The 24,164-nt window shown below is 60.3% G+C and carries 29 protein-coding genes; 2 read left to right on the top strand and 27 right to left on the bottom strand.

The window, feature by feature from the left end:
- Positions 1-156 precede the first annotated feature (156 nt).
- The 23 genes from darG to F8237_RS34540 all read right to left on the bottom strand — a co-directional run bounded on the left by darG (position 157) and on the right by F8237_RS34540 (position 18,476).
- The gene (gene darG, locus F8237_RS34640; RefSeq protein WP_151650792.1) at positions 157-1,260 is read right to left on the bottom strand and encodes a type II toxin-antitoxin system antitoxin DNA ADP-ribosyl glycohydrolase DarG; all 1,104 of its coding nucleotides are present in this window, start codon (positions 1,258-1,260) and stop codon (positions 157-159) included.
- Between the two features lie 10 nt (positions 1,261-1,270).
- Complete coding sequence (gene darT, locus F8237_RS34635; protein WP_151650791.1) at positions 1,271-1,918, bottom strand: type II toxin-antitoxin system toxin DNA ADP-ribosyl transferase DarT; 648 nt, start codon at positions 1,916-1,918, stop codon at positions 1,271-1,273.
- Entirely contained in the window at positions 1,915-2,058 is a 144-nt protein-coding gene (locus F8237_RS36595) for a hypothetical protein (RefSeq protein WP_167527527.1), read from the bottom strand. The genes darT and F8237_RS36595 overlap by 4 nt, the downstream gene beginning before the upstream one ends.
- A 312-nt stretch (positions 2,059-2,370) precedes the next feature.
- Positions 2,371-2,631 (bottom strand): hypothetical protein, encoded by a 261-nt coding sequence (locus F8237_RS34630; RefSeq protein WP_100554883.1) that lies wholly within the window; start codon positions 2,629-2,631, stop codon positions 2,371-2,373.
- Positions 2,632-2,748: 117 nt separating this feature from the next.
- The gene (locus F8237_RS34625) at positions 2,749-3,390 is read right to left on the bottom strand and encodes a DUF1109 domain-containing protein (protein WP_100554884.1); all 642 of its coding nucleotides are present in this window, start codon (positions 3,388-3,390) and stop codon (positions 2,749-2,751) included.
- Complete coding sequence (locus tag F8237_RS34620; RefSeq protein WP_100554885.1) at positions 3,387-3,944, bottom strand: sigma-70 family RNA polymerase sigma factor; 558 nt, start codon at positions 3,942-3,944, stop codon at positions 3,387-3,389. Before F8237_RS34620 ends, F8237_RS34625 begins: the two co-directional genes overlap by 4 nt.
- 121 nt (positions 3,945-4,065) lie before the next feature.
- Complete coding sequence (locus tag F8237_RS34615) at positions 4,066-4,806, bottom strand: c-type cytochrome (protein ID WP_100554886.1); 741 nt, start codon at positions 4,804-4,806, stop codon at positions 4,066-4,068.
- Positions 4,803-4,937, bottom strand: a complete 135-nt coding sequence (locus F8237_RS37310) for a hypothetical protein (RefSeq protein WP_256372046.1) — start codon at positions 4,935-4,937, stop codon at positions 4,803-4,805. Before F8237_RS37310 ends, F8237_RS34615 begins: the two co-directional genes overlap by 4 nt.
- 8 nt (positions 4,938-4,945) lie before the next feature.
- Positions 4,946-8,140, bottom strand: coding sequence for an efflux RND transporter permease subunit (locus F8237_RS34610; RefSeq protein WP_151650790.1), 3,195 nt, complete (start codon positions 8,138-8,140; stop codon positions 4,946-4,948).
- Entirely contained in the window at positions 8,137-9,534 is a 1,398-nt protein-coding gene (locus tag F8237_RS34605) for an efflux RND transporter periplasmic adaptor subunit (protein WP_151650789.1), read from the bottom strand. Before F8237_RS34605 ends, F8237_RS34610 begins: the two co-directional genes overlap by 4 nt.
- On the bottom strand, positions 9,531-9,938 hold the full coding sequence (locus F8237_RS34600) for a FixH family protein (RefSeq protein WP_151650788.1): 408 nt from the start codon (positions 9,936-9,938) through the stop codon (positions 9,531-9,533). The genes F8237_RS34605 and F8237_RS34600 overlap by 4 nt, the downstream gene beginning before the upstream one ends.
- A 100-nt stretch (positions 9,939-10,038) precedes the next feature.
- Positions 10,039-10,395, bottom strand: coding sequence for a hypothetical protein (locus tag F8237_RS34595; RefSeq protein WP_151650787.1), 357 nt, complete (start codon positions 10,393-10,395; stop codon positions 10,039-10,041).
- Positions 10,396-10,512: 117 nt separating this feature from the next.
- Positions 10,513-10,929 (bottom strand): DUF411 domain-containing protein, encoded by a 417-nt coding sequence (locus tag F8237_RS34590; RefSeq protein WP_151650833.1) that lies wholly within the window; start codon positions 10,927-10,929, stop codon positions 10,513-10,515.
- A gap of 121 nt (positions 10,930-11,050) precedes the next feature.
- Positions 11,051-11,986, bottom strand: coding sequence for a copper homeostasis membrane protein CopD (copD, locus tag F8237_RS34585; RefSeq protein WP_151650786.1), 936 nt, complete (start codon positions 11,984-11,986; stop codon positions 11,051-11,053).
- A complete protein-coding gene (gene copC, locus F8237_RS34580) occupies positions 11,986-12,351 on the bottom strand; it encodes a copper homeostasis periplasmic binding protein CopC (protein WP_151650785.1) in 366 nt (121 codons plus the stop codon). Before copC ends, copD begins: the two co-directional genes overlap by 1 nt.
- Before the next feature lie 89 nt (positions 12,352-12,440).
- Positions 12,441-12,746 carry a copper-binding protein gene (locus F8237_RS34575; RefSeq protein ID WP_151650784.1) on the bottom strand — a complete coding sequence of 102 codons (306 nt, stop codon included), beginning with the start codon at positions 12,744-12,746 and terminating at the stop codon, positions 12,441-12,443.
- A gap of 12 nt (positions 12,747-12,758) precedes the next feature.
- Positions 12,759-13,847, bottom strand: coding sequence for a lipid II:glycine glycyltransferase FemX (locus tag F8237_RS34570; RefSeq protein ID WP_167527526.1), 1,089 nt, complete (start codon positions 13,845-13,847; stop codon positions 12,759-12,761).
- A gap of 17 nt (positions 13,848-13,864) precedes the next feature.
- Positions 13,865-14,344 carry a cupredoxin domain-containing protein gene (locus F8237_RS34565; RefSeq protein ID WP_151650783.1) on the bottom strand — a complete coding sequence of 160 codons (480 nt, stop codon included), beginning with the start codon at positions 14,342-14,344 and terminating at the stop codon, positions 13,865-13,867.
- 47 nt (positions 14,345-14,391) lie between these two features.
- Positions 14,392-15,771 (bottom strand): multicopper oxidase family protein, encoded by a 1,380-nt coding sequence (locus tag F8237_RS34560; RefSeq protein WP_151650782.1) that lies wholly within the window; start codon positions 15,769-15,771, stop codon positions 14,392-14,394.
- An 11-nt stretch (positions 15,772-15,782) separates the two neighbouring features.
- On the bottom strand, positions 15,783-17,123 hold the full coding sequence (locus tag F8237_RS34555) for a TolC family protein (RefSeq protein ID WP_244626192.1): 1,341 nt from the start codon (positions 17,121-17,123) through the stop codon (positions 15,783-15,785).
- Between the two features lie 135 nt (positions 17,124-17,258).
- Positions 17,259-17,552, bottom strand: a complete 294-nt coding sequence (locus F8237_RS34550; RefSeq protein WP_151650780.1) for a hypothetical protein — start codon at positions 17,550-17,552, stop codon at positions 17,259-17,261.
- A 78-nt stretch (positions 17,553-17,630) separates the two neighbouring features.
- Positions 17,631-18,110 (bottom strand): hypothetical protein, encoded by a 480-nt coding sequence (locus F8237_RS34545; RefSeq protein WP_151650779.1) that lies wholly within the window; start codon positions 18,108-18,110, stop codon positions 17,631-17,633.
- Positions 18,111-18,200: 90 nt separating this feature from the next.
- Positions 18,201-18,476 carry a metal-sensitive transcriptional regulator gene (locus F8237_RS34540; RefSeq protein ID WP_056301839.1) on the bottom strand — a complete coding sequence of 92 codons (276 nt, stop codon included), beginning with the start codon at positions 18,474-18,476 and terminating at the stop codon, positions 18,201-18,203.
- A 53-nt stretch (positions 18,477-18,529) separates the two neighbouring features.
- On the opposite strand from F8237_RS34540, the gene F8237_RS34535 reads away from it, so the two are divergent.
- On the top strand, positions 18,530-21,007 hold the full coding sequence (locus F8237_RS34535; protein WP_151650778.1) for a heavy metal translocating P-type ATPase: 2,478 nt from the start codon (positions 18,530-18,532) through the stop codon (positions 21,005-21,007).
- 59 nt (positions 21,008-21,066) lie between these two features.
- On the opposite strand, the gene F8237_RS37125 is transcribed toward F8237_RS34535, so the two are convergent.
- From F8237_RS37125 to F8237_RS34515, 4 genes are all read right to left on the bottom strand, one after another.
- Positions 21,067-21,294 (bottom strand): GDCCVxC domain-containing (seleno)protein, encoded by a 228-nt coding sequence (locus F8237_RS37125; RefSeq protein WP_151650777.1) that lies wholly within the window; start codon positions 21,292-21,294, stop codon positions 21,067-21,069.
- Positions 21,295-21,299: 5 nt separating this feature from the next.
- Entirely contained in the window at positions 21,300-21,719 is a 420-nt protein-coding gene (locus F8237_RS34525; RefSeq protein ID WP_151650776.1) for a mercuric transporter MerT family protein, read from the bottom strand.
- 70 nt (positions 21,720-21,789) lie between these two features.
- A complete protein-coding gene (locus F8237_RS34520) occupies positions 21,790-22,632 on the bottom strand; it encodes a nucleoside phosphorylase (protein ID WP_151650831.1) in 843 nt (280 codons plus the stop codon).
- Between the two features lie 49 nt (positions 22,633-22,681).
- Positions 22,682-23,350, bottom strand: a complete 669-nt coding sequence (locus F8237_RS34515; protein ID WP_151650775.1) for an ArsR/SmtB family transcription factor — start codon at positions 23,348-23,350, stop codon at positions 22,682-22,684.
- Positions 23,351-23,423: 73 nt separating this feature from the next.
- On the opposite strand from F8237_RS34515, the gene F8237_RS34510 reads away from it, so the two are divergent.
- The gene (locus F8237_RS34510) at positions 23,424-24,164 is read left to right on the top strand and encodes an MBL fold metallo-hydrolase (RefSeq protein ID WP_151650774.1); all 741 of its coding nucleotides are present in this window, start codon (positions 23,424-23,426) and stop codon (positions 24,162-24,164) included.

The following is a 24,164-nucleotide window of genomic DNA, read 5'->3' as shown; positions in this document are numbered from 1 at the left end:
CCTATACGGGCGATGGATCACGCCTCAAGGGCCTGGCAGCTTTTGTTAATCACGCCGTCCAAGACGAAGTCTAGTTCCAGCTGTGCCCTCGCAACCGGTCTAATGTGGCTCTCTCGCGGAAGAATGGTGTCCGTATGGACTTGCACCGCTCCAAGTTTATTGGATCGCAGACGACGACGCCGCCGCAACAGCCGACCGCTGGCTTGGCTGATCAACATGCACTTTACGGTCAACCCATCCTCTTTCGATCAGAACTTTCAACGCAAGCGCGATTTGGTCGGGAGAGAACTGCTTCTTTCGCTCATTCCAGGCGTAGAGTTTGGATTGGAGGTCCGAAAGGCTCTGAGCTTCTTCGTTCGTTGCGACCCAATATACTGTGGACAGCAGTTCCAGTCCGTAGGGCGTCTCGAAACCATCGACCAATTCGGCGACACGATCAAAACGAAGCCGCGTCTCGGACTGATCCTCGAGGAAGCGGTCGGCATCTTCGAATGCGCCCGGAACGAGGCTCAACCGCTTCGTCGGGTCGTCACCACCGTCAGAATAGCCGGAAATCAGGTGACCCTCGATGCTGCTGAGTACATGGCGCAAGTTTTCAGCGTATGGTCCGTAGTTGGCCTTGCGATACTTTAGGCGCAGATTCTCACCGGCCTCCTGCATGAAGAACATGAGCTTATGTGCTTCCAGAAGCGTAACAAACGGGTCCATCAGGCCGTTTAGGTAACGCTGGACCAAGATGACCAGTGCGGCGCGACCGGGCGTCATGTTGGGCACCGTACGATTGCGCGCCAGTGCGGCGGAATCCGGAGCACCGGAGGGTTCGTAGATCATCGCAACAACATCAGGGGCATTTTCCAACGCCTGAACGATCTTGGGCCGAACGTTGTCCCAGTCGAGTCCACCCAGCCCGGAGCCAAGCGGCGGTATCGCGATGGAGCGTATCTTGAATTGTCCTATCACCCGCACAAGGTCCTCGAGACCCGTCTCAATATCTTCGATGCGACTCTTGCCCTTCCAGTGGCGCTTGGTCGGAAAGTTAATGATATAACGCGGTGACAGCTTGCCTGTCTCGTGGACAAACATCTTCCCAGGCTGAACTTCGTGGCGATCACATGCGGCGGCATAGGCCTTGAAGTTACCCGGAAACTTGTTCTTGAATTGCAGCGCAATTCCGCGACCCATGATGCCGACGCAATTGACGGTGTTCACCAGCGCATCAGCGTCGGCATCGAGGATGTCACCGGTTGTGAATGTGATCATGCGGTCCTCCTCAGTAATACCAGTGTGGTAGGATCTGTACGGTCGGCTTGTGCGCAGCTTGTGCTAAGGCATTTACCGCTACATTGAACACAGCCTTCGAATGAACGCCGATGCGTTCAACCAGATGCCATGGGAAATGATTATACATCAGGAACTCGGCTTGCTTGGCCTCCTTGATATCAGCCTGCGCCCATTGCGTGGCAGCGATATGTTCCCAGTTCAGCTGATCGAGTTGGGCGGCAACTTTCCAAAACTGCGCGTAGGCCGCGCCCGCATTTGATCCGCTGAATGCCCAGCTGTGATTGTTTCCATCTGCCCATTCGATGACCTTGTGAAGGTCTGCTTCTAAGTGGACGATCGGCCCCTGCCCACCCTTGTACGCAAGTTCGGGACTGTTGGCGCAATGGATCACATAGAGCATCACCGAGCGGGGACAGAAGTAGAAGGGCACGAAATTGCCCACAAACGCATTGGCGTAGCAATCGACGGGAAGGCGCAATCTGCGCTCCTTGATCGATCCCATGCCGATGGTCGTGCCGGGAAGCGCAAGCTTTATGATCTCAGAATCGCACAGCAACCTGTTATGAGCGATGATCGACGGAAGTCTGTCGACATTGACGATATGGTAGATTTTCGCACCTGGCGGCGACTGAGTCATTTCTCGGCCTCGACGTACCCCAGGCTGACGAGTTGATCTTTCAACAGTAAGCGAATGGCTGCGGGCCTTGTCGGGATGCCGGCCTGCTTGCGTCGAAACTCATCGAGGATTGCGAGCAACGGAAGCGGAAGCCTGACCATGACAGGTTCCGTTTCCACTTTCGGTCTGCCTTTTTGACGTGCCACGGCGGCCCTTTTTGATTCGTCCTGATTACTTGATATCAATAAGGCCGTGCGACGCCAAGGATCAACGGCTCAATGGGAAGTTTTTCCCTGGCTCATGCCTCATGGCCGCCAGCGGCTGTTGCCGCGTTCGATCTTGCGGACCACCTCACAGGATGATACTGTGGCATCGTTACAGATTGTCCTGTTAAATCAAATACTTATGTTCCATAATCTATGTTATGCGAAGGCGCGGGAATGTGGCGATCCTCATCCTTGTATCCCTGCACATCACTGTGATTTCGGACCACCGTGGTAGCGCCAAACGTGTCCATCCTCATGTGCTTTCGGCGCAATCCGGAAACGCGGTGCCGTTCTGCCGGTTGTGAACGCGCCGTTCTGGTCGTATCGGGCGTCAGCATGGACAGCGGTCCGCCTCGCCTCGTTCGGCCAGTAGCTCTTGTCGGTGATAGTCGAGCCCGCGTAGGCCACCGCGGAGGCCATTGCGAGTGGCAACACCAGCGACATCGTGATGATCGGTTTCCTAAACATGATCCGGCTCCATTTCTTTGGAAGACGCGCGCGATGTACGCCTCCCAATAGGAGTTCGGAGCATTCGAGGGGCCGGTTACACGCTCACGCCGACGTGAACGTTCTCGATCGACCCCGCTACCAGCGCAACAAACGCGGCCCAAGCATCGCCCCCGCCAAGGTGCAGAGCACAATCGTGCCGCCGTACCAAACCGCAACGAACGGCAACGAATCTTCGGTGCAATGGAATGCGTAGGCCATCGCGCTTATGCTGCCCGAGATCAGTCCGGCAAAGGCACCCGCGCGAACGAGATCGGTAGGAGCCGCCTGGCGCATCGCCCAAATCACCGCGGCGAACGGGAGGATCGCGATGATCGGCACCGACAGCAGGCATTCCAGCCATTCGTCTCCCACGATCATCTGGTCCCAGTGCGAGCGGGGCGCCATCGCTAGATTCACCGTTGCGAGAAGCATGATGATCACAAAGGGCGATGCCGCCACCATAGGCGAGATTCGCCGTTCGCCGCCGGGTCGCGCCAGCCGCGTCAAATAGAGCGTCGCCACCGCGACAACCGCGACGGTGAAACCGAGTTTGACGAAAACGAAAGTCAACGCGCGCGCCGTGTCCAGGTCCGGACGGATTCCGAGCCCGGCGATCGTGAGACCGACGGCCACGGCAACACCGGTGGCCAAGGCGATATTAACAGTCCGCCCGACGAGTCGGCGGTCGACGGGCTCGGTGTTGTTGCTGAGCACGCTTACCAGTTCTTCCGTCTTCATGCCCTGGTCTCCCTGCCGATCAGTTTCGCCAAAGCCTTGATGCCGCGATGGATGCTGACCTTAACGCCCGATTCCGTCATATCGTACCGGACGGCTGTTTCTGCAACGCTTCGACCCTCGAGCTTCACGCTCTCGATCGCATGACGGACCTTCGTTGGCAGACGGTTCAGCAATTGCCCAATGTCGTGCGTGCTCTCGACGGCGATTTGATCGTCGGCCGCCGCGAGTTCATTGTGGTCCCCGATCGGCAAATTCGCCTGCGATGCGCGATTGCGCCTGAGATAGTCGATCAGCTTGTAGCGCGCGATCGCATGTACCCACGGGGTCAGCAACGTCTCGACGTCGAACGTATGGCGCTTGAGATGGATTGCCAGCAGGGCTTCCTGCACCAGATCCTCCGCCTCCTCGGGACCCCGCCCGATGCGGGCCAAATGCCGTTTGTAGAACGCCCGTAGATGACGGCTCAATTGATCAAGCAGCGTGCGGTGCGAGGCCGCGTCGCCATCCAGGCTGGCAAGCATAAGTGCCTTCAGTTCGGTCTCGTGGCTCGTCATGCTTGACGTCTTCTCTGTCAATTCGCTGGTCAATCTGGTTCGGTTACAAACGATGGCGCCTCGCGGATAATAAATCCGGCATCGACGGGGAAACCGACCAGGGACGGACCGATCTCACCACCTAGCAATGCGGCTCGATGAACCTGCCGATCTCTCCCGGTTCGGCAAAGATTATCGCGGCACGATCACCCATCATTCCCGCAGGCATAATCGCGGGCGCATTTTTCTCCGGTCCATCCTTGCTTGTGTCCGTCATGAAGCGGAGGTTGCGTTCCCAGAACGCGCGCGTCTTGCCGTCGGCGGTAGTGACGCGATAGGTGTCGCGACAATAGGTAATCGTTTTGACCTGGCTGGCGGGCTCCAGGCTTTTCAGATTGGGGTCGTGGCCGCCGCCCATCATTCCCCCCATAGCCTTCATGCTGCCCTTCCCCTTCATGCTGCCCATCCCCTTCATCTGGGCCTCAGCGGTTCGCTCGGGTGCGGCCCCCGGCTTGGTCGCCTCCCTGAGGAACGCCAGCAGGTCGGCGCGAGCGCCTGCGTCCTTGATACCCTCGAACGGCATCTGGTTGTCCGGCACCATACCTTGCGGATCGGTCAGCCATTGGTTGAGCGCGCGGTCATCCCAGATGATTCCAGACGCTTTGAGCGCATCGGAATAGCGATCGAAACTCGGAAGCGATCCCGCCTTCCGTCCCCACAAATCAGCGAGACTTGGCCCCGTCATATTGCGGCCGGGCTCAAGCGAATGACATGACGCACAGGCTCTAAAGTCCCGCTGACCGCGCGCCGCGTCCCCCTGCTCGGCAAGAGCCGGCGACAGCGATGCGATGGCGAACAGTACCGCAATCCCGAATTTGCTCATTGTCGGTCTCCCTTTCCGGACCGCAGATATTTAATGAGCCCCGCCGCCGTCAGGACCAGCACGACGACCACCAACAGCCACACCAGCGCCATGCCCCACATCATTCCGGGCATCATCATTCCGTTCATCATGGTTCACCTCATTCGGCTGGTTCCGGAATGCGCTGTGTCGCCCTCGCCGCCAGAGCCGCCAGCGTGGTAGATCGATTGCCGCTGCCATCGTCATTCGACAACCGGAATTCCTTCACCAATCCGTAGATCGCGGGAATTACAATCAGCGTTAGCAGCGTCGACGAGATCATGCCGCCGATCATCGGTACCGCGATGCGTTGCATGATTTCGGAGCCGGTCCCGGTGCTCCACATGATCGGCAGCAGACCGGCGATGATGGCGACGACGGTCATCATCTTCGGCCGCACCCGCTCCACCGCGCCTTCCATAATCGCATCGTAGAGGTCGCTACGCGTCAGTGCATTCCCCTCGGCATCGCGTCGCGCCTTGATCCCCGCCAAGGCGTGATCGAGATAAATCAACATGACAACGCCAGTCTCGGCGGCGACGCCAGCCAGGGCAATGAAGCCGACGACAACGGCGACCGACAGATTGAAGCCAAGCCACCACATCAGCCAGAGGCCGCCGACCAGAGAGAATGGTAGCGACAGCATGACGATCAAGGTCTCCGTGATGGAGCGGAAGTTGAGGTACAGCAGCAGGAAGATGATCAGCAGCGTCACCGGCACCACAATCTTCAGACGCGCGGTGGCCCGCTCGAGATATTCGTACTGCCCGCTCCAAACGACATAATATCCCGGTGGAAATTGAATGCTGGCCTGCACCGCTTTCTGCGCGTCGGCGACGTAACCGCCGAGATCACGGTCCCGGATGTCGACATAGACGTAGCTGGCCAACTGGCCGTTCTCGGTCCGGATCGACGTAGGTCCCCGTGCTAATGCGACCTTGGCGACTTCGGCGAGCGGCACGGCACCGCCGCCCGGCATTGGCACCAGGACATCATTGGCGATCGCCTGCGGATTGTCCCGCAGATCGCGTGGATAGCGCATGTTGACGGTGAAACGCTGGCGCCCCTCCACCGTCGTCGTTACGGTCTGCCCACCCAGCGCCGTCGCGATGACGTCCTGCACGTCCTGAACCATGATGCCGTAACGGGCGAGCGCCGCACGATCCGGCGTGATGTCGAGATAATAGCCGCCGATGCCGCGTTCGGCATAAGCCGACGACGTTCCGGGCACTGCTTTCAGGACTTGCTCCACCTGCTTGGCGAGTTTGTCGATCTCGACAAGATCGGTGCCGATCACCTTGACGCCGACCGGCGTCCGGATCCCGGTCGACAGCATGTCGATGCGCGCCTTGATCGGCATGGTCCAGGCGTTGGAGACCCCTGGAAACTGCAATGCCGTGTCCATCTCGGCAATCAAACTGTCGACCGTCACCCCGTGGCGCCATTGCTGCTTCGGCTTAAGGTTGATGATGGTCTCGAACATTTCCGAAGGCGCCGGATCGGTCGCGGTGGCGGCACGCCCAGCCTTTCCGAACACCGAGGCGACCTCGGGAAACGATCGGATGATCCTGTCCTGGGTTTGCAGCAACTCGGCTGCCTTGGTGATGGAAATTCCCGGCAGCGTCGTCGGCATGTAGAGCAGCGTGCCCTCGTTCAGGTTTGGCATGAATTCGGTGCCGAGCTGACGCGCAGGCCAGATCGTCACCGCAAGTACGACCAGAGCCAGCAGGATCACCAGCGTCTTGGCGCGCAGCACGCCCTTGATCACGGGTCGATAGATCCAGAGCAGAAACTTGTTGATTGGGTTTTTGTGTTCCGGAACGATCCGACCTCTGACGCAAATTACCATCAAGGCAGGCACCAAGGTGACGGACAGCAGGGCTGCCGCGGCCATCGCAAACGTCTTGGTGAAGGCCAGCGGACTGAACAACCGCCCTTCCTGCGATTCCAGCGTGAAAATCGGCATGAATGAGACGGTGATGATCAGAAGGCTGAAGAACAACGCAGGCCCGACCTCCGACGCCGCGTCGATCAGGATATCGACGCGGGAACGCCCCGGTTCGGCCCGTTCCAGATGCTTGTGGGCGTTTTCGATCATGACGATCGCGGCATCGACCATGGCGCCGATGGCGATCGCGATGCCGCCGAGGCTCATGATGTTCGAGCCGATCCCCAATAGTTTCATCGCGCCGAATGCCATCAGTACGCCGACTGGCAGCATCAGGATCGCCACCAAGGCACTGCGAACGTGCAGCAGGAATATGATGCAGACCAAAGCTACGATCCCGCTTTCCTCCAGTAGTGTGTGCTTGAGCGTCGCGATGGCGGCGTTGATCAGGTTCGAACGATCGTAGACCGGGACGATCTCGACCGATTTAGGCAGACTGCTAGCGATCTCCTTGAAGCGCTTTTTCACATTCTCGATCACGTCGAGCGCATTGAGCCCGAACCGCTGCAGCACGATGCCACCGGCGACCTCACCCTCGCCGTTCAGTTCGGCGATGCCGCGGCGTTCGTCCGGACCGAGTTCAACGCGCGCAACATCCTTGAGCAGAACAGGCGTGCCATTATTGGTCTTGAGCACGACATTGCCGAGATCGTTGATGTTCTTCAGATAGCCCTTGCCGCGGATGACGTATTCGAATTCGGAAAGCTCGACGGTGCGCCCGCCGACATCGGCGTTGCTGGCGCGAATTGCATCGCGCATTTTCTGCATGGTGATGCCGAGGTCACGCATGCGTTGTGGATCGAGGATGACGTTGTATTGCTTGACGAAACCGCCGACACTGGCGACCTCGGCAACGCCTTCGGCCTTGGCCAGCGCGAACTTCAGGTTCCAGTCTTGAATCGTACGCGTGTCTGAAAGGTTCAACTCCTTCGACATCACCGCGTATTGGTAGACCCAACCTACACCTGTGGCGTCCGGGCCGATCGTTGGGGTGACGCCGGAAGGCAACCGCGACGCAGCACTATTGAGGAATTCAAGGACCCGCGAACGCGCCCAGTAGATGTCCGTGCCGTCCTCGAAAATCACGTAGACGAACGAGACTCCAAAGAACGAGAATCCGCGCACAACCTTCGAGCGAGGAACGGTCAACATCGCCGTCGTCAACGGATAGGTGACTTGGTCCTCGATCACTTGCGGCGCCTGACCTGGATATTCGGTGTAGACGATGACCTGGGTGTCGGAGAGGTCGGGGATCGCGTCCAGCGGCAGATGGACAAGAGCATAAATCCCGGCCGCGGCGGCAAACCCGGCGCCGAACAACACAAGTAACAAATTGCGCGCCGACCAGGCGATCAAACGAGCGATCATGGCTGGGTTCCCGCTTCCGAGAAGCCCTTCAACGCGGCCTTCAGATTGCTCTCCGCATCGATCAGGAAGTTGGCCGATGTAACGACGGGCTCGCCATCCGTGAGGCCTTCCCGGACTTCGACGTAGCCGCCTCCGCGGTGGCCCAGCTTGACCTCGTGCGGCTCAAATCGCCCTTGTCCTTTGTCGACGAGTACCGACTGCCGGGTGCCCGTATCAAGAACCGCACTTTCCGGAATGGCCAGCACCGGCTGTGGATTGCCAGTATCGATTGCCGCATCCACGTACATATCGGGCCGCAACAAACCATCGGGATTCTCCAACTCAATGCGGACGCGCGCGGTGCGCGTCTGTGCATTCAGATGCGGATAGATCAGCGCCACTTTTCCGCTGAAACTACGACCGGAGAAGGCGCGCGGACGCACGTCGACCTTTTGCCCGATGGCAATCCCCGCCAGATCGCGCTCGGCAATATCGACCAGAACCCACACAACGCGATGATCTACAATACGAAACAGCACATCGCCCGGCGCCGCCCGCATGCCGTTCACCGCCGTGCGTTCCAGGATGTCGCCATCCTGCGGTGCGGGCCATGCAACAGAAAGTGAGATTTCGCGCGTACGTTCAATGTCGGCAATGGCTTTTCCCGGCATACCCAGATTCTCCAGCCGCCGCCGCGCGCCCTTCAGGGCCTGTGCGCTCAATGAACCATTCAGGGCGGACAGATACTCGGCGGCGGCGCTCGATAGACTCGGGCTGTAAACCCGCATCAGCGGCTGCCCCTTGTGCACATGTTCGCCAGTGGTGACGTTCTCGACCGACTCGATGAAGCCTTCGAACCGAAACGACACGATCGATGCACGACGTTCGTCGAGTTGGATGGTGCCCGGCGCACGAATAAGCGTGTGAATGACGCGGAGCGCCGCGGGCTCGGATTGCACACCGGTACGCTGGATCTTTCCCGGCGACAGCTTGACCGAGCCGTCATCGGAGTCTTCGCCCTCATACACAGGGATGTAATCCATCCCCATCGGGTCCTTCTTCGGCGTCGGCGACGTGTCCGGCAGGCCCATTGGGTTGCGGTAGTATTTGATCTTGCGCTCTACCGGGGCCGTCGCCGCGACTGGTGCGGGGGCATCCTCGAAGCTGACATCGGAGCCTGCGGGTACGGCGTGATAGTCGCGACCGTCGGATGTTTTCCTCGGCGTCAGCGAGTAGAACGGTTTGTTGTCCGGATCCTGAAAATAAATCGGCGGACCGCCCGGCTTCGCCGACGCTGCCGTAACCGTGCTGATCATCGGCACGGTCGAATGCTGCGCGCGGCCGACGATGAACCCGCCTCCCGCCGCCGCGATTAACGCGGCGACGGTGGCGGTGACGAAAACGGCGCGGCTCATTTCTGCGCCGTGATGACGAGCTTGTTCTCGACGGTGCCGGTCTCGCCCTGCACCTTGGCACCCAGGGACAACTGCCAACGGCCCGCCATGGGGACGTTGGCCTTGAATTTATAAGTGCCGGGCTCGGCTCCTGGTATCGGAGCGATCTTGGTCACCATCTCCTGCATGCCGTCGGGCGTCATGTCGAGACGGGTCGCGAAGATCACGGCGTCCGGAACAGACTTCCCAGTGGCCTTATTGATGAGCCGGACCGTGATGGTCTTGTCGGGCCCCGCCTGCACGGTTTGGTCGACGAGTTGGAATTCGTAGTTCTTGATATCGGCGTGCGCAATGGTGACCGAACCGGTCATGGCAATGCCGATCAGCGCCGCCTTAATGGTGCGCGAATAGCGAAACGTCTTCATGTGGAATCCTCGATTATCCATGGTCTGCCGCAAGGCGGCATGCATCATCTAACTGCGTGGTTTTGCGACCACGCAGTTGCATACGGCGTCGGAACGCCTATCAGACCAAGGTTCGAGGCGGATGATCGGGAGGTGGACGGTCAAGTCCGTCGGAAATGGTATCGTCGAGCGCGAAAAGCATCACGCGTATCGGCTGCCGGATCAATATCGCAGCTGATATGGCAGGCGCGGCCTGCACGAATGTCGATATGCACATCGCCACGATCGGACAATCGTGGCAGTCGTTGCTCTTCTGATGGTCGGGACAACATGGCATGTCACCCGACATCGACGCCGTGCCTCCCATCCCGGAGCCCGATAGGCCCATTGCAGCCGCTGGCGTCACCAGCGGCGCAGCGATGAGCCCGGCGATCACAAGAACCGCAAGCAGTTGAGCGATGAGGCGGCGAAGATTCATAGGCTACCCTGCCATGGCGGAGGGAACCTGCAAAGCAAAAACTCCTTCACATGTTCGACACTCGATGGACCGCCCATAGTGAAGCTTAGGGCGTTGGTTAACCGAAACCGAATTACTTCAGCCGACGGAGCGCACTCCCTCGAATTCCATGTAAGTACGCCGACCATCCGGTCCGAAGAGAACAACGGCGTACCGCGCAGGCGCTCCGCCCTCCATGCCGGGCGACCCCGCAGGCATTCCCGGAACCGCTACGCCCGTCGCCACGGGGCTTTCTTTCAGCAGGCGCCGGATCGCGGCAGCCGGAACATGCCCCTCGATGACGTATCCACCCGTTTCGGCGGTATGGCACGCAGCCAGGTCGGCCGGGACACCGAGACGTTTCCGGACATGTTGAAGGTTAGCCTCTTCCTGAACCGTGACGACAAACCCAGCGGCTGCGAGATGGCGAACCCAACCCGAACAGCAACCACAATTCGGATCCTTGTGAACCTGAATGACCGAAATCTGTGCAGCCGCGGAAACGATCGGGGTCATCAATGCCGCCGCAACAATTCCAAGCGCGCTTCGTCGCGATATGCCGCCTGCGGCATGGGTCCTCTCGATAATCCTTTCCAAACCGGTCACCTTTATCGTCTTCAAGTGAAGTCTTCCTTGATCAATGCCCGACGGACGGTTGCATCGTGCCGAGGATGCTCACGGCAAAGAGAACTGCCCACCCCAAGAACTGCTCGCCGAGCACATGGCTGCGCAACCGTGCGGACCAAGCGGCCGATCCGTCAGTGGCATCCGGCCGAATTTTGCTCATCGATGGAACAAGCCAGAACCGGTTCGCGACGGCGAGTAGAAGCATGCCGCCAAATAAAGCCAGTTTCGCGAGAAGAACCTGGCCATACAGCGTTTTCAGCAAGCCAGGAATCGATCCAACCAGAAACCAGCTGTTGACGAGGCCCGATCCGATCAATGTGGCTACCGCAACATACCCCATGCCGGAAAACCGCAGCAAAATCCGATCCACGTCCTTCGCTCCCTCGTTCAGGTTCGTCCCGATGTAACGGTGCAGTATGACTGCGAGCGGAATGAGTCCTCCCAGCCATGCGCTCGCGGCGAGAAGATGCGCGGCGTCGGACGTCACATGAAGAACGCCTGCCCATCCCTCCTCGATCTGGGTGTGGCCCGTACCTGCCAACGATACCAAAAGCGCCGCCGCGAGAAACGGCATCATAAAATTCCGACTGCTGGAACTCCTCGAACGGAGACCCCACGCCGCTACGCCGATGATGACCACGGCGAGGAACATGCGTATCGTCCAGACGATACCGAAGCTGGTATCGTGGGCTACCGCCCAGACCACCTCCGCATCGGCCAGGTCGTCAAGACTGCCGCTCATATTTGCGGTCGCGAGCGCGAACCAGAAGAGACCGCTCAGTAACGCAGCAACGGCGGTCCACAGAAGCAGTCTCCGTCGCCAGCAGCCGAACGCCTCCGGTTCGCCCCCCGCATATGCGTAGAGCGGGAAAAACGACAGACCGGCGAGCGTCGTCGTCGCCGCATAATGCAGAAACCGCGCGAGGATGAGTCCGTCCTCAACCATCAGCGGGTCACGCTGAAGGAGTAGGTGCCCTTGACGCGATGGGTGTCGTCCGACACGGCGTGCCACTCGACCTTATAGTCGCCCGGGACTAACTGCTCCTTCACCGGCACCACCAACAGTTTCTTGTTGGCCGGGTCAGTTTGTGATTTTCCGGTTGCGACTGTCTTTCCGGCTTGATCCTTTAGTTCGACGCCGGAGAATTGCGGGATGACGGTTTCATTGAACATGATCCTGATCTGCTTGGGTGCAGTCGTCGCCACACCCGCCCCGGGCTCCGCCGATTGGATCTGCGGATGGGCATAGACGACGCCACTGCATAGGATTGCTGCAATTAGTGTGAAGGCCGCCGCTGAAGTATTCGACATTCGAGTTTTCCTTTTGACGCTTGAACTGTTGGATTAATGGGTCGACTCGACGCGGCAGTCTTCGGACCGCCGCGCCGGACCACCACTCCCTACTTGCCCTTCTGCAGCTTGGTAATGGTGATGCCGGCCGTTGCCCGTTCGGCTTCGAACTGGACCTTATCGCCGACCTTGACCTGCTTGAGCATCGCCGGATCCTGGACGCGGAACACCATGGTCATGCCGTCCTCGTCCATGTCGAGGTTCTTGATCGGGCCGTGCTTCAAGGTGATCTTCCCTGCGGCCTCATCGATCTTCTTGACCTCCCCGTTGGCCATCGCCGCCTGTGCGAGGGCGGCGGCCGACGACAACGCGAGTGACACCGCGAGGGCACCTGCTACGATTTTGTTGGATCTCATATTCGTTCCTCTTCAGTTGCTCTGCCTTCCAATGGAAGGCGCTCTTTCACGCTGCCAACGTTGGATTCTGTTGCGCGCATCGCGAAGGGCAAACAGCCCTCCGACGACGACGCGTGCGATCACATCGGGGCAGTAGTGAAATTCTCGCACGGCGAGCAGAACGCCTCGTTTGCCCGCCAGTCCTTTTTTGAATTGTCGTATGCCCGGGTCGCCGGGTCCGCCGAGTTCGTACCAACGCACCTGGGCGTTTTCCCGTAACCAGCGGATGACGTGCCACTGCAGCACGTAACCGGGGTTCAATTCGGTCGCCTCGTCACTGGTTGCACCGAAGACGTAGTAGGCAAGATCGCCGACGACGCTGAACGCCAGGCCGCCGATCGGCTTTCCTTCATGGTAAGCCAGAGCGATCCGCATTTTCATGCGTTCCGGCAGTCGCACCAGTTCCGGAATGGTGGCGGGCAGATCGACGCCCGGATAGTTTAGGTTCTTGCGCCGGACCATCTCCGCATAGATATCCTGGAACGTTTTGATATCAGGGGCAGCGTCGCCGATACGGACGTCGAGATTGTGCGCGAGCCCCTTGCGGAGATTGTAGCGCCATCGCTGGTCCAGGCTTTTCTGCTGCTCGGCCTCGTCAAGCGTCGCATCGACGAAATAGCGGTCAAGCATCGACGACGCAGAACCTTCGAGCCCCATCTCGCCGAGCGCCTGGGCCTCGGCTGGATAGAAGTCCGGATGCGGTCGCGGCCGAATGACGAGGTAAAGCTTTCGGCGCCGACAATATTCGTCCAGCAGCGCCCCGATTACCTTCTTGTAGGGTCCAGGATCGTGTGATCCGCCGACGGGTCGCCAAAACGGCGCGAAGCGGACGAGCGCCATTCCACGGCCGATCCAAGGTACGAGGTAAAGTCCGACGCGCGCGCCTCCGAAGGGAATGCCATCGCGACGCAGAAGAATGTGGCTCGATCGTTCGCCTCGTTGTCCGGATCCGTAGATCGCGGTCTGCTCGTAGTGCACGTCCGCAAACATGCCCATCGCCGCGTGCCAGGCATCGTCCGGCACACGGTCAACTTCGCGCTCATCCATTGAAAGTTCTTTCATGATTGACCCGCCGTCGTTCACTTGACGGTGACGGTGCCGATCATGCCCGCCTCGCGATGGCCGGGGATCAGACATGAGTATTCGAACTCGCCCGGCTTGGTGAACTCCCAGACGATCTCGTCGGTCTTCTTCGGCGCGAGGCGCTTACCGTTCGGATCATCGTGCTCCATGTCCGGATTCTTCTTCATCGACTCGGCATGCTTGAGGTTCTCTGCGGTGGTCGCGAGGATGAACTCGTGGTCGAGTTCGCCGTTGTTGCGCAGCATGAACTTGATCTGCTCGCCTTTTTTGACCTCGATCTTGTTCGGCGTGAACGTCATCTTGCCGTCGGCTTCGCCCATCGTCACTTGAACGATCCGTGCCGGCTTTTTCGCATCGCCAGGCTCACCGGCCGAAAACGTGTCGTCTTGATGATGATCGACAGGCCCGGCCCATGCCGACGCCGCCAAGAGCAGCGTTGCAAATAACGCGATGCCAGTTCGACACAATTTTCTCATTTCGCGTCTCCTTCGTTCGGTTGGATCATTCGGCCTGAACATCACACTCACATCCCCTTCATCTTCATTCCTTTCATTCCTTTCATGCTTTTCATTTTCGGCGCTCCGTCCTTGTCCTTGCCGCCGTCCTGCCGGGCCGGCTCCGCAGCCGGAGCATCGACCTCGTAGGCAACCGTGCCTTTGGGAAACTTGTAAGGTCCGGGGTCGCTGTAGTCGTCGCGGCCCATGCCTTCGCGGATCTTCATCACCGTGAACATGCCGCCCATCTCGATCGGTCCGAATTGTCCCGAGCCCGTCATCATCGGCAGCGTGTTGTCGGGCGCGGGCATTTCCATCTCGCCCATCGCCATTCCGGTCGACCCCATCACCATGGCGTCAGGTGCGAGCTTGCCGACCGCCTTGGCCAAGTCCTGCTTCGACACGCCGATCATGTTGCGCATGTCGTGCCCCATCGCGTTCATGGTGTGATGCGACTTGTGGCAGTGGAACGCCCAGTCGCCGGGATTATCGGCGGTGAAATCGAAGGCACGCACCGCGCCCACCGGCACGTCAATCGTCACTTCTGGCCATTGCGCACTTTCAGGGACCCATCCGCCGTCCGTGCAACTGACTGCAAAATTGTGACCGTGCAGATGGATCGGATGGTTGGTCATGGTGAGATTGCCGACGCGCACCCGCACGCGATCTCCCAAACGTACAGGCAGCGGGTCGATGCCCGGAAACACCCGGCTGTTAAAGGTCCACATATTGAAGTCGGTCATCTCGTTGACTTTCGGCAGATAGGTGCCGGGATCGATGTCGTAGGTGCTCATGATGAAGACGAAGTCGCGGTCGACCGGACGGAATGCCGGGTCGCGCGGATGCACCACAATCATTCCCATCATGCCCATCGCCATCTGCACCATTTCGTCGGAATGCGGGTGGTACATGAACGTCCCGCTGTGCTTCATCTCGAATTCGTAGACGAAGGTCTTTCCTGGTTTGATATGCGGCTGGCTCAGACCGCCTACGCCGTCCATCCCACTTGGCAGGATCACGCCATGCCAATGCACGGTGGTGTGCTCGGGCAGTTTGTTGGTAACGAAAATGCGGACCTTGTCGCCTTCGACCGCCTCGACCGTCGGGCCGGGCGACTGACCGTTGTAGCCCCACAGGTACGCCTTCATGCCCTCGGCGAACTCACGCACGACGGGTTCAGCGACGAGATGGAATTCCTTCCAGTCGCCATTCATCCGCCAGGGCAGCGACCAGCCGTTGAGGGTCACGACCGGCCGATAATCCGGACCGCTGGTCGGATGCAGCGGTGGCTGCATCGTCACCTTGTCCATGATCGGCGCTTCCGGAATGTTGGCCGCTTGCACGCGGCCGCTCACGGCGCTGGCGCTCACCAGCGCTGCGGTACCGAGAAATCCTCTTCGCGATAGCATGTTGGTCTCCATCAATGGCCGCCGCCACTGCCCGCCTGGGCGGTGGTCGTAGGGCGGGATTCTTTCTGCATGTCACCCGAGCCGCCGCCGTTGACGGCGGTCTGCAGATCGGATTGCGCCATCCAGAATTCGCGCTTGGCTTGGATTCCGGCGCGCAACGAGGCGATGCGCTGCCGTGCTTCCGTCAGTAGCGCGAAGACGTCGATCTGCATGCTGCTGAAACGCAGTTGCATCTCCTCCGTAATGATCTTCCGGAGCGGCAGCACCTCGCGCTGGTACTGTCCGGCAATCTCATAGGTCGAACGGTAGACCCGGTAGGCGTCCCTCGCCTCCGAACGCACGTTGACCGCCTTTTCGGTCAGGCGATTGAAGGCCTGGTTGTAGGTCTCGAACGCTTGCCGCACGCGCACTTCGCCGCCGTCGAAGATCGGGATCTGAAACTGGATATCGAAGCCGCGCTCGCGAAACCGGGAGCCATCGGGATCCCTGGTGGTCTTCGCAATTCCCGCAACATCGAGCAGTGTGACGAAACGGCTGGCCTCCGTCAGGTTGAGCGACTTCGCCAGCGCATCGAGTTCGATCCGGGCGATCTGCAGGTCGATCCGGTGCGTCACCGCGTCGACCTCGATCAGAGGCAAGGCAGACGGGCGTCGCGGCAACGCCGGGAGTGCCTTCGGAAGCCGGAACGTGAGGCCTCCGCCCCAAAGACCCAGGAGCCGGGCGAGCCCCTCGCGCGAACTCGACGCCTCCTGACGCATGGACGCGAGATCGGCGGTCGTCTCTGCGTAGAAGACCTGTTCGCGGGCCTGATCGAGTTTGTTGAGCGAACCGGTTTCGCCGAGCTTCGAAGCCAGTTTTGCGGTCGCCTCGGCAGTGGACTTGGCGTCGGTCAGCAGTCCGACCAGTTCATTGGCGGCAACCGCGCGGTAGTAGGATCGCCGAACATCGGACGCGAGCCGCAGCGTCTCCAACGCGGCACGCAATTGCGCCTGCCGGAAGCGTTGCCGCGCGATTTCCGAGCGGAACGGCAGCGTTGCCAGCGCGAGGATGTCGCCAACAACCTGGCGCTCGATCTCGACCGCGCCGCCGCCCGCGATCCGCGAGATCGAGAACGTCGGATTGGGCGGAAGGCTCTCCTGAACAAGATCGGTTTCCGCCAGCGCCAATTCGTTGTAGGTCGCCTGCAGCCCGCGATTGTTGAGCAGCGCGATCTGAACCGCGGTTTCGACGTTGAGCGTCTGGTGCAGCAGACGCTTGACGCTATCGTCCGCCTGTTGTGCGTCGTCCACCGAGCGGATCGCGATCACGTCCTTCTTGATGGTGTTGCCGGCGATGTCGGCCACCGCCGTCATGCCGCCATCCGGCGAAAACGTGGCGCAACCCGACAGCAAAAGCGAGATCGACACGGCCAATATCGCCCCATGTCTGCGAGCGACTGGGAGCGAACGGCGATGTCCGACGTAGTCGATGTTTGTCATCGTGCGCTCCTACTGTCCGGATTTCGGCGTCGGAGCGACGCGTTGGTTTTGTTCTTTCCAACCGGACGGCGCCGTCGGACGCAGGCTGGTATAGGGAGCGATGCTCGAGCGGTAGCCGACCCCCGCGACCTTCACCCCGGGATCCGCGGGATCGGCGCCGACCAGCGGCGCCGTAGGTAGCACGCAGCCGCCAAGCGTCATGGCCGCGAAGGCCAATCCCGTGAATGCTCCAAACCTGATTTCGAATAGTCTGCCCACCACCGAACGAACGGCGGCGGAAGTCGCCCCAATCTGCGCTGACATAATACTTTCCTGAACTGACGATGAACCACAGTTGCGCGTGCCCTGAACGGGCGCTGCACCGCGTCACACTTGGTCAGGTCAGGAAATGGGGGGGCGATAGCGCTGTGGGGGCGCGTTGTCGGTCAGTTTCCGATAGCTTTCGGCCTCGCGCACGGCCTTCGGCATCGACGGCTTTGCAACGTCGACGAGCGTCGCCGGAAGCGCAGTGACGCACATCAGGCCGCAGCATTGTCCGTCCGACGAATGCGGTGCCTTCGCAGGCGCCGAGCCGTCATTGAGCGCGACCGACTTCGCGTGATGATCGCCTGCAGCATGCACATGGGTTTTGACGCTGGAGTGATCATGGACGTGTCCGTCCTTGTGGACATGCGGCACGATGCCTTCATGGTGTACGTGGACCACGCCGGGCACGTGATCCTCGTCGGTCAGGCAATAGGGAGTGGCGTGACCGCCTGGCAATGCAAAGGAAATCGTCGGGGCCAGCACGCAAAACAGATAGGTCAGGGCGACAAGCCACCCTGCCTTCAAACGTTTCGTTCTGGTAAGGCCGACGAACATTCCCGCGTCAATGCTTTCGATTTACTGTGCTCGGATTCGGAAGCATAGTTGCGTATCCTGAATCTGCCAAGATGGAACCTGACGAAACGATCATCGTTCCGCACGTCCGACGACGGCCATCAGTTCCGCGATCTTCCGGCGCTGATCGGCCTTGTCGCCGCTCGCAATCGCATGTTCGACACAGTGCGAGACGTGATCCTTCAGGATCTCCTCCTCGACGCGCCGCAGTGCGGCACGAACGGCCGATATCTGCGTTACAATATCAATACAGTAGCGGTCCTCTTCGACCATCTTGGCCAGGCCGCGTACCTGCCCCTCGATCCGGCTCAGGCGTTTTTGGCAGGAAGTCTTGATGTCTTTGCGCATTCGTTCTATATACCCCCATAGGGTATGAGTTGCAAGTGGCATGGGAGATCGAGATGAACGCATCCGAAAAAGCAAATTCCGGCAACGGCAAAAAGGATTCCGGATGCGGTTGTTCGTCCAAGGCGACGACGGTCCCAACAGCGCCGACTGGCAAGAGCGGATGCTGCGGCGGCGGCAGTCATGATCATTCTGATCATCACGGCGATGACGCCCATGGCGATCCCGCCGTCGTTGGGCATTCGACCGTCGTGGATCCGGTCTGTGGCATGACAGTCGATCCCACAACCAGCAAACACCGTTACGATTATCACGGCAAAACCTACCATTTTTGTTCGGAAGGCTGCCGGACCAAATTCGCCGCGACTCCGGAGCAGTACCTCGATAAGTCTAAGGCCCCGGTGGCGGCGGCCGTTCCGGAGGGCACGATCTACACCTGCCCAATGCATCCCGAGATCAGGCAGATAGGACCCGGTCACTGCCCGATCTGCGGGATGGCGCTGGAGCCGGAAGTCGCGACATTGGATGCTCCGCCCAATCCGGAACTTGCCGACATGACCCGACGCTTCTGGGTGGGACTCGCGCTGGCTTTGCCTGTGGTCGTCCTTGAAATGGGCGGGCACCTAGTCGGCGGACATCGCTGGGTCGATCCGACTTTGTCCAACTGGATTCAACTCGTGTTTGCGACGCCGGTCGTGATCTGGGCGGGCTGGCCGTTCTTCGTGCGCGGCTGGCAGTCGCTGGTGACGCGCAATCTCAACATGTTCACGCTGATCGCGATGGGGACCGGCGTGGCTTACGTCTACAGTCTCATCGCCACCGTCGCACCCAATGTCTTTCCGCCTGCGTTTCGCGGTCATGATGGCGCCGTCGCGGTCTACTTCGAGGCGGCGGCGGTCATCACGGTCCTCGTCCTGCTTGGCCAGGTGCTGGAGTTGCGTGCCCGCGAGGCGACCTCGGGAGCGATCAAGGCCCTGCTCGATCTCGCCCCCAAAACCGCGCGCCTCGTCACCGAGGACGGCACGGATCATGAAGTCCCGCTCGACAGCCTGAATGTGGGCGACAAACTGCGCGTCCGTCCCGGGGAAAAGGTACCGGTCGACGGCGTCATTCTCGAGGGACGTTCATCGGTCGATGAATCCCTGGTGACGGGAGAATCCATGCCCGTCACCAAAGAGACCGACGCCAAGGTCATCGCAGGCACCCTGAATCAATCCGGCAGTTTCGTGATGCGGGCCGAGAAGGTCGGGCGCGATACCATGTTGTCCCAGATCGTGCAGATGGTGGCGCAGGCGCAGCGCTCGCGCGCGCCGATTCAGCGGCTGGCGGATCAGGTCGCGGGCTGGTTCGTGCCGACAGTCATCGTCGCGGCGCTTATCGCCTTCGCCGCCTGGTGGATTTTCGGGCCCGAACCGCGCCTGGCATTTGGTCTCGTGGCCGCCGTAAGCGTGCTGATCATTGCCTGTCCTTGCGCCCTCGGGCTGGCGACCCCGATGTCGATCATGGTCGGCGTGGGACGCGGCGCCCATGCTGGCGTGTTGATCAAGAATGCCGAAGCCCTCGAACGCATGGAAAAGGTCGATACCCTGGTGGTCGATAAAACGGGAACACTCACCGAGGGCAAGCCGAAAGTCGTCTCCATCGTTGCCGCTGCGGGATTTCAAGAAGATGAACTCCTGCGATTGGCGGCCAGCGTCGAACGCTCCAGCGAGCACCCACTCGCCGACGCGATCGTTCGGGCGGCGAAAGAGCGGAATCTGACGTTGATCAATGTGGAGGAATTCGACTCGCCGACAGGCAAGGGCGTGACTGGCAAGGTCGAAGGCAAGACTATCCTGCTGGGCAATGCGGCCTATCTGGAATCGTTGGGTGTCGAGACACAAACATCGGAGCCACAAGCCGAAATCCTGCGCGGTGAAGGTGCAACCGTTATCAATATCGCACTCGATGGAAAGTTGGCGGGACTCTTTGCCATCGCCGACCCGGTAAAGCAGTCGACGCCCGATGCCTTGAAGGCGCTGGCGGCAGAAGGCATCAAGGTCATTATGCTGACCGGCGACAATAGAACCACGGCAAATGCGGTCGCGAAACGGCTCGGCATCTCCGATGTGGAGGCAGAGGTGCTTCCAGACCAGAAGAGCGCTGTCGTCGCAAAGCTGCAGAAAGCGGGCCGGATCGTGGCGATGGCTGGCGATGGCGTGAACGACGCCCCTGCCCTCGCTGCGGCCGAAGTCGGCATCGCAATGGGAACGGGTACCGATGTCGCGATGGAAAGCGCGGGAGTGACTCTTCTCAAGGGCGACTTGATGGGGATCGTTCGCGCCCGCCGTCTCTCCGAAGCGACGATGAGTAACATCAGGCAGAACCTGTTCTTCGCATTCATTTACAACGCTGCCGGAATTCCGATCGCGGCCGGTGTGCTCTATCCGACGTTCGGATTGCTGCTTTCACCCATCATTGCTGCGGCGGCGATGGCGCTATCTTCAGTCAGCGTCGTGGGCAATGCGCTCCGATTAAGAACCACGTCCCTGTGACAACCTGATTTACGCGACGGTAGCACCTTCAAGGAAATGGCAGGTCGTCTGGTGCATCCTTACTTTGCGCAGCAAGGAGACGTGTCAATCTCGCCGGCGCGCACGGCCTGGATTGGCGGACACGGCTCAGAGCCGTAACTGCAAAACACACAACAATCACCGACCTTCGGCTTCAGCCGCGCACCGCATTTTTTGCACTCGTAGAAAAACTGGCAAGCATCCGTTGGCATAGTTTCGGTCGCGCGATGGCCGCAGTTTGGGCAAGTGAGCGTTGATTGAAGTTGCATCGCTGTCACCTAATAAACTTGAGTAGGAATGGCTCAATATAGGGCTCCCAAATAAGTGAGAGCACGACGAACGCAGTACCCAGACTAAGGAACAACCGTGTGCTCCTCCAGGAGGTGCGAGCAGCGCAAGATCCGCCAATCCTGGCGACCGAACGCCGCCGAAGAAATGCGCCCCATGCCGCGAGCAGAACCATCGCGGCGCTGCCCTGAAGAAATAGTCGCCAGTTGGCCAGCACCTCCAGCCCGCTGAATACCGCGCCGCCAGTCCCAAGGCCAGCAAGCGCCAGCGGCAGCACACAACAGGACGATGCGGCAAGTGCGCCAAAGCCAACTGTGGCGCCTATTCCCGCAAGCCAGCCCGAAGCAGGGGTCGGGGTGGTGTCGAAGCGGTGCGCGGATCCGACATCCGTATCTGTTAAGGCCATTGGCTAGTGCTCCTGTTTGGCTTCGGACACTCTGCCGGTAGTTTCGCCCTTTCGGGTGAGTGACAGCGACCTATCTATCAGTCCGACTGCGGGCGGAATCCCTCGCCTGAATCGATAACCATGCTCGCACTGCGGAGGAAATGATGGTGAGCGTCGCTGTGGTTCCGTCGGCCTCACCCTTTTCGAAATCGCCCTCGGTCTGCGCCATGGCGTTGGTGACGTGTGCGAAGCACACCACGGATCGCCGCGCGGCAGTCGCGAATGCGTACAGGGCAGCAGCTTCCATCTCGACGGCAAGCACACCTTGGGCCCGAGCAACTTCGATTGCGGATTCTGTCTCGCGATAAGGAGCATCTGTGGTCCAGGTCGCGCCGCGACGGATGGCGACGCCACGAAGTTGCGAGAGCGCATCTTCGACATGGGCGAGCAGCGTCCCGTCTGGCGCCTCAGCGAACGTAGCCGGCGGAAGATAGTGATAACTCGTTCCCTCGTCGCGCAGCGCACGATCGATCAGGACGAAGTATGGCGTGGGTCCGTTATCGGTGATCTGGCCGGCGGACGTAATACTGACGAGCAGCCGGCAGCCGGAGGCAAAGAGCTGTTCGGCCACGAGCACCGCGAACGGAGCGCCCACGGCGCAGCCGACAATCCCGGCTTCTCCAACGCCATCGAGATCGAAGGTGAGGAGCTCAGTGTGGTAGCAAGCCCACCCCGCGTGGGAGCGACCCGCGCCGACGCGCTTGAGGCGACGGACGATGTCGCCGTCAGGATCGAGCACGCACACCTCGGGCACGGCCAGCAGGGGCAGCTCTTTCTGCCGGCGAGCCTCGCGCAGCAAAGCTTCGGGCCGGAATATAGAGGATGCGGTATAGTCCTTTCCGGAATTAATCGGCCATCCAGCATTCTCGGCCATAGGATCGCTCGTGAGCTGTTCCTCTTTCTCTGTTGAATTGAGGCTCATTTCAGGCCGCGGCTTCGACCGGCAGACCTGCAGCCTTCCATTCCGGATAGCCGTCCTTAAGCCGGCGGACGAGATAGCCGCGCGCCCGCAGCGCCGCAACCGCTTCAAAGGAGAGGACACAATAGGGACCGCGGCAATATGCAATAATCTCCCGGTCCGCGGGAAGCTCGATCAATCGGCGTTCGAGCGCGGCGAGCGGGATGTTGAGTGCGCCGGGAAGGTGACCGAGCGCGAATTCGTCTTCTGGTCGGACGTCCAGCACGGTGACGAGCCCATCCCGCAGCCGTGCGAGCAGGTCCTCCCGTAACACAGGCTCCAGAGCGTCGCGGGCGCGGAAATAGTCTGCCATGACACGTTCCACCTCGGCCACGTTCCGCTCGCCTACGCGGCCGAGCGCCTGCATCAGATCGACCACCTCGGCGTCGCCGGCAAGACGGTAGAGCACTTGCTTGCCGCGGCGATGCGTCTCGACGAGACGTGCACGCCGAAGGATCTGCAGATGGCGCGACGTGTTGGCAAAGTTAAGGTTCGCCCGCACGGAGAGCTGCTCGACGCTCCGTTCTCCCTGAGCGATGTGCTCCAGCAACTCCAGCCTGTGGACGTGACCGAGCGCTTGGGCCACCTCCGCGAGGCTAGCGAAAATCGCCTGTTTTGGTCCGGTGCTTGACACGACCTCTCCTCAATGAAACGTTCAGCAGATCGATTGAGTGTTTCTAGCCCGTTGAAATGAGGAGCACAAGACCATGATCCTTCGTCAGTTCCTGCATCAGGACCCCGTCGGCATCTCCTATCTCTTCGGTTGCGGCGGCCGCGCTGCCGGTGCCGTGGTCGATCCCGTCGGCGCGATCGAACCGTATCTGCGCGTGGCGGAAGCAGCTGGGGTTCGCATTCAATTCGTGATCGACACCCACATTCATGCCGACCACCTCTCCGCGGGCCGACAGCTCGCAGAGGCTGCGGGCGCCGAATATGTTCTTTCCTCGCGGGCGAACGTTTCATTCCCGTTCAAGGCCGTGCGCGACGACGACGTGCTGCCGCTCGGCAACGTCGAAGTCCGGGTGTTGCACACGCCGGGCCATACGCCGGAACATATCTGTCTGCTCGTCAGTGATCGCACACGCGCCGACGAGCCTTGGTTTGTGTTGACCGGGCACACGCTGATGGTTGGCGACCTCGGCCGGACCGAACTCGCCGTCACCGCTGAACAGGGAGCCAGAGATCTCTTCCAGAGCATCCGCCGGCTGAAGACCCTCCCCGATTACGTTGACGTGCTCCCGGGCGCTTATGCCGGCTCGGTCTGTGGCCGGCGCCTTAGCGGCAAGCCTTGGTCGAGCATCGGATTCGAGAAGCGTCACAATGAGGCGTTCCGGATCGAGGATGACTCCGAGTTCGTCCGCTTCATGCTCGCCGAGATCCCGCCGGCGCCTCCCGAGGCAGCTGCGCTCAGGGCCGCCAATTCCGCCTCAACGGCCGCGGCCGCCTGA

Origin of the sequence: Bradyrhizobium betae (genome assembly GCF_008932115.1) — a bacterium.
Taxonomy (GTDB): Bacteria; Pseudomonadota; Alphaproteobacteria; order Rhizobiales; family Xanthobacteraceae; genus Bradyrhizobium; species Bradyrhizobium betae.
The sequence above is the reverse complement of the archived record's forward strand: the minus strand, read 5'-3'. Positions and strand labels throughout refer to the sequence as shown.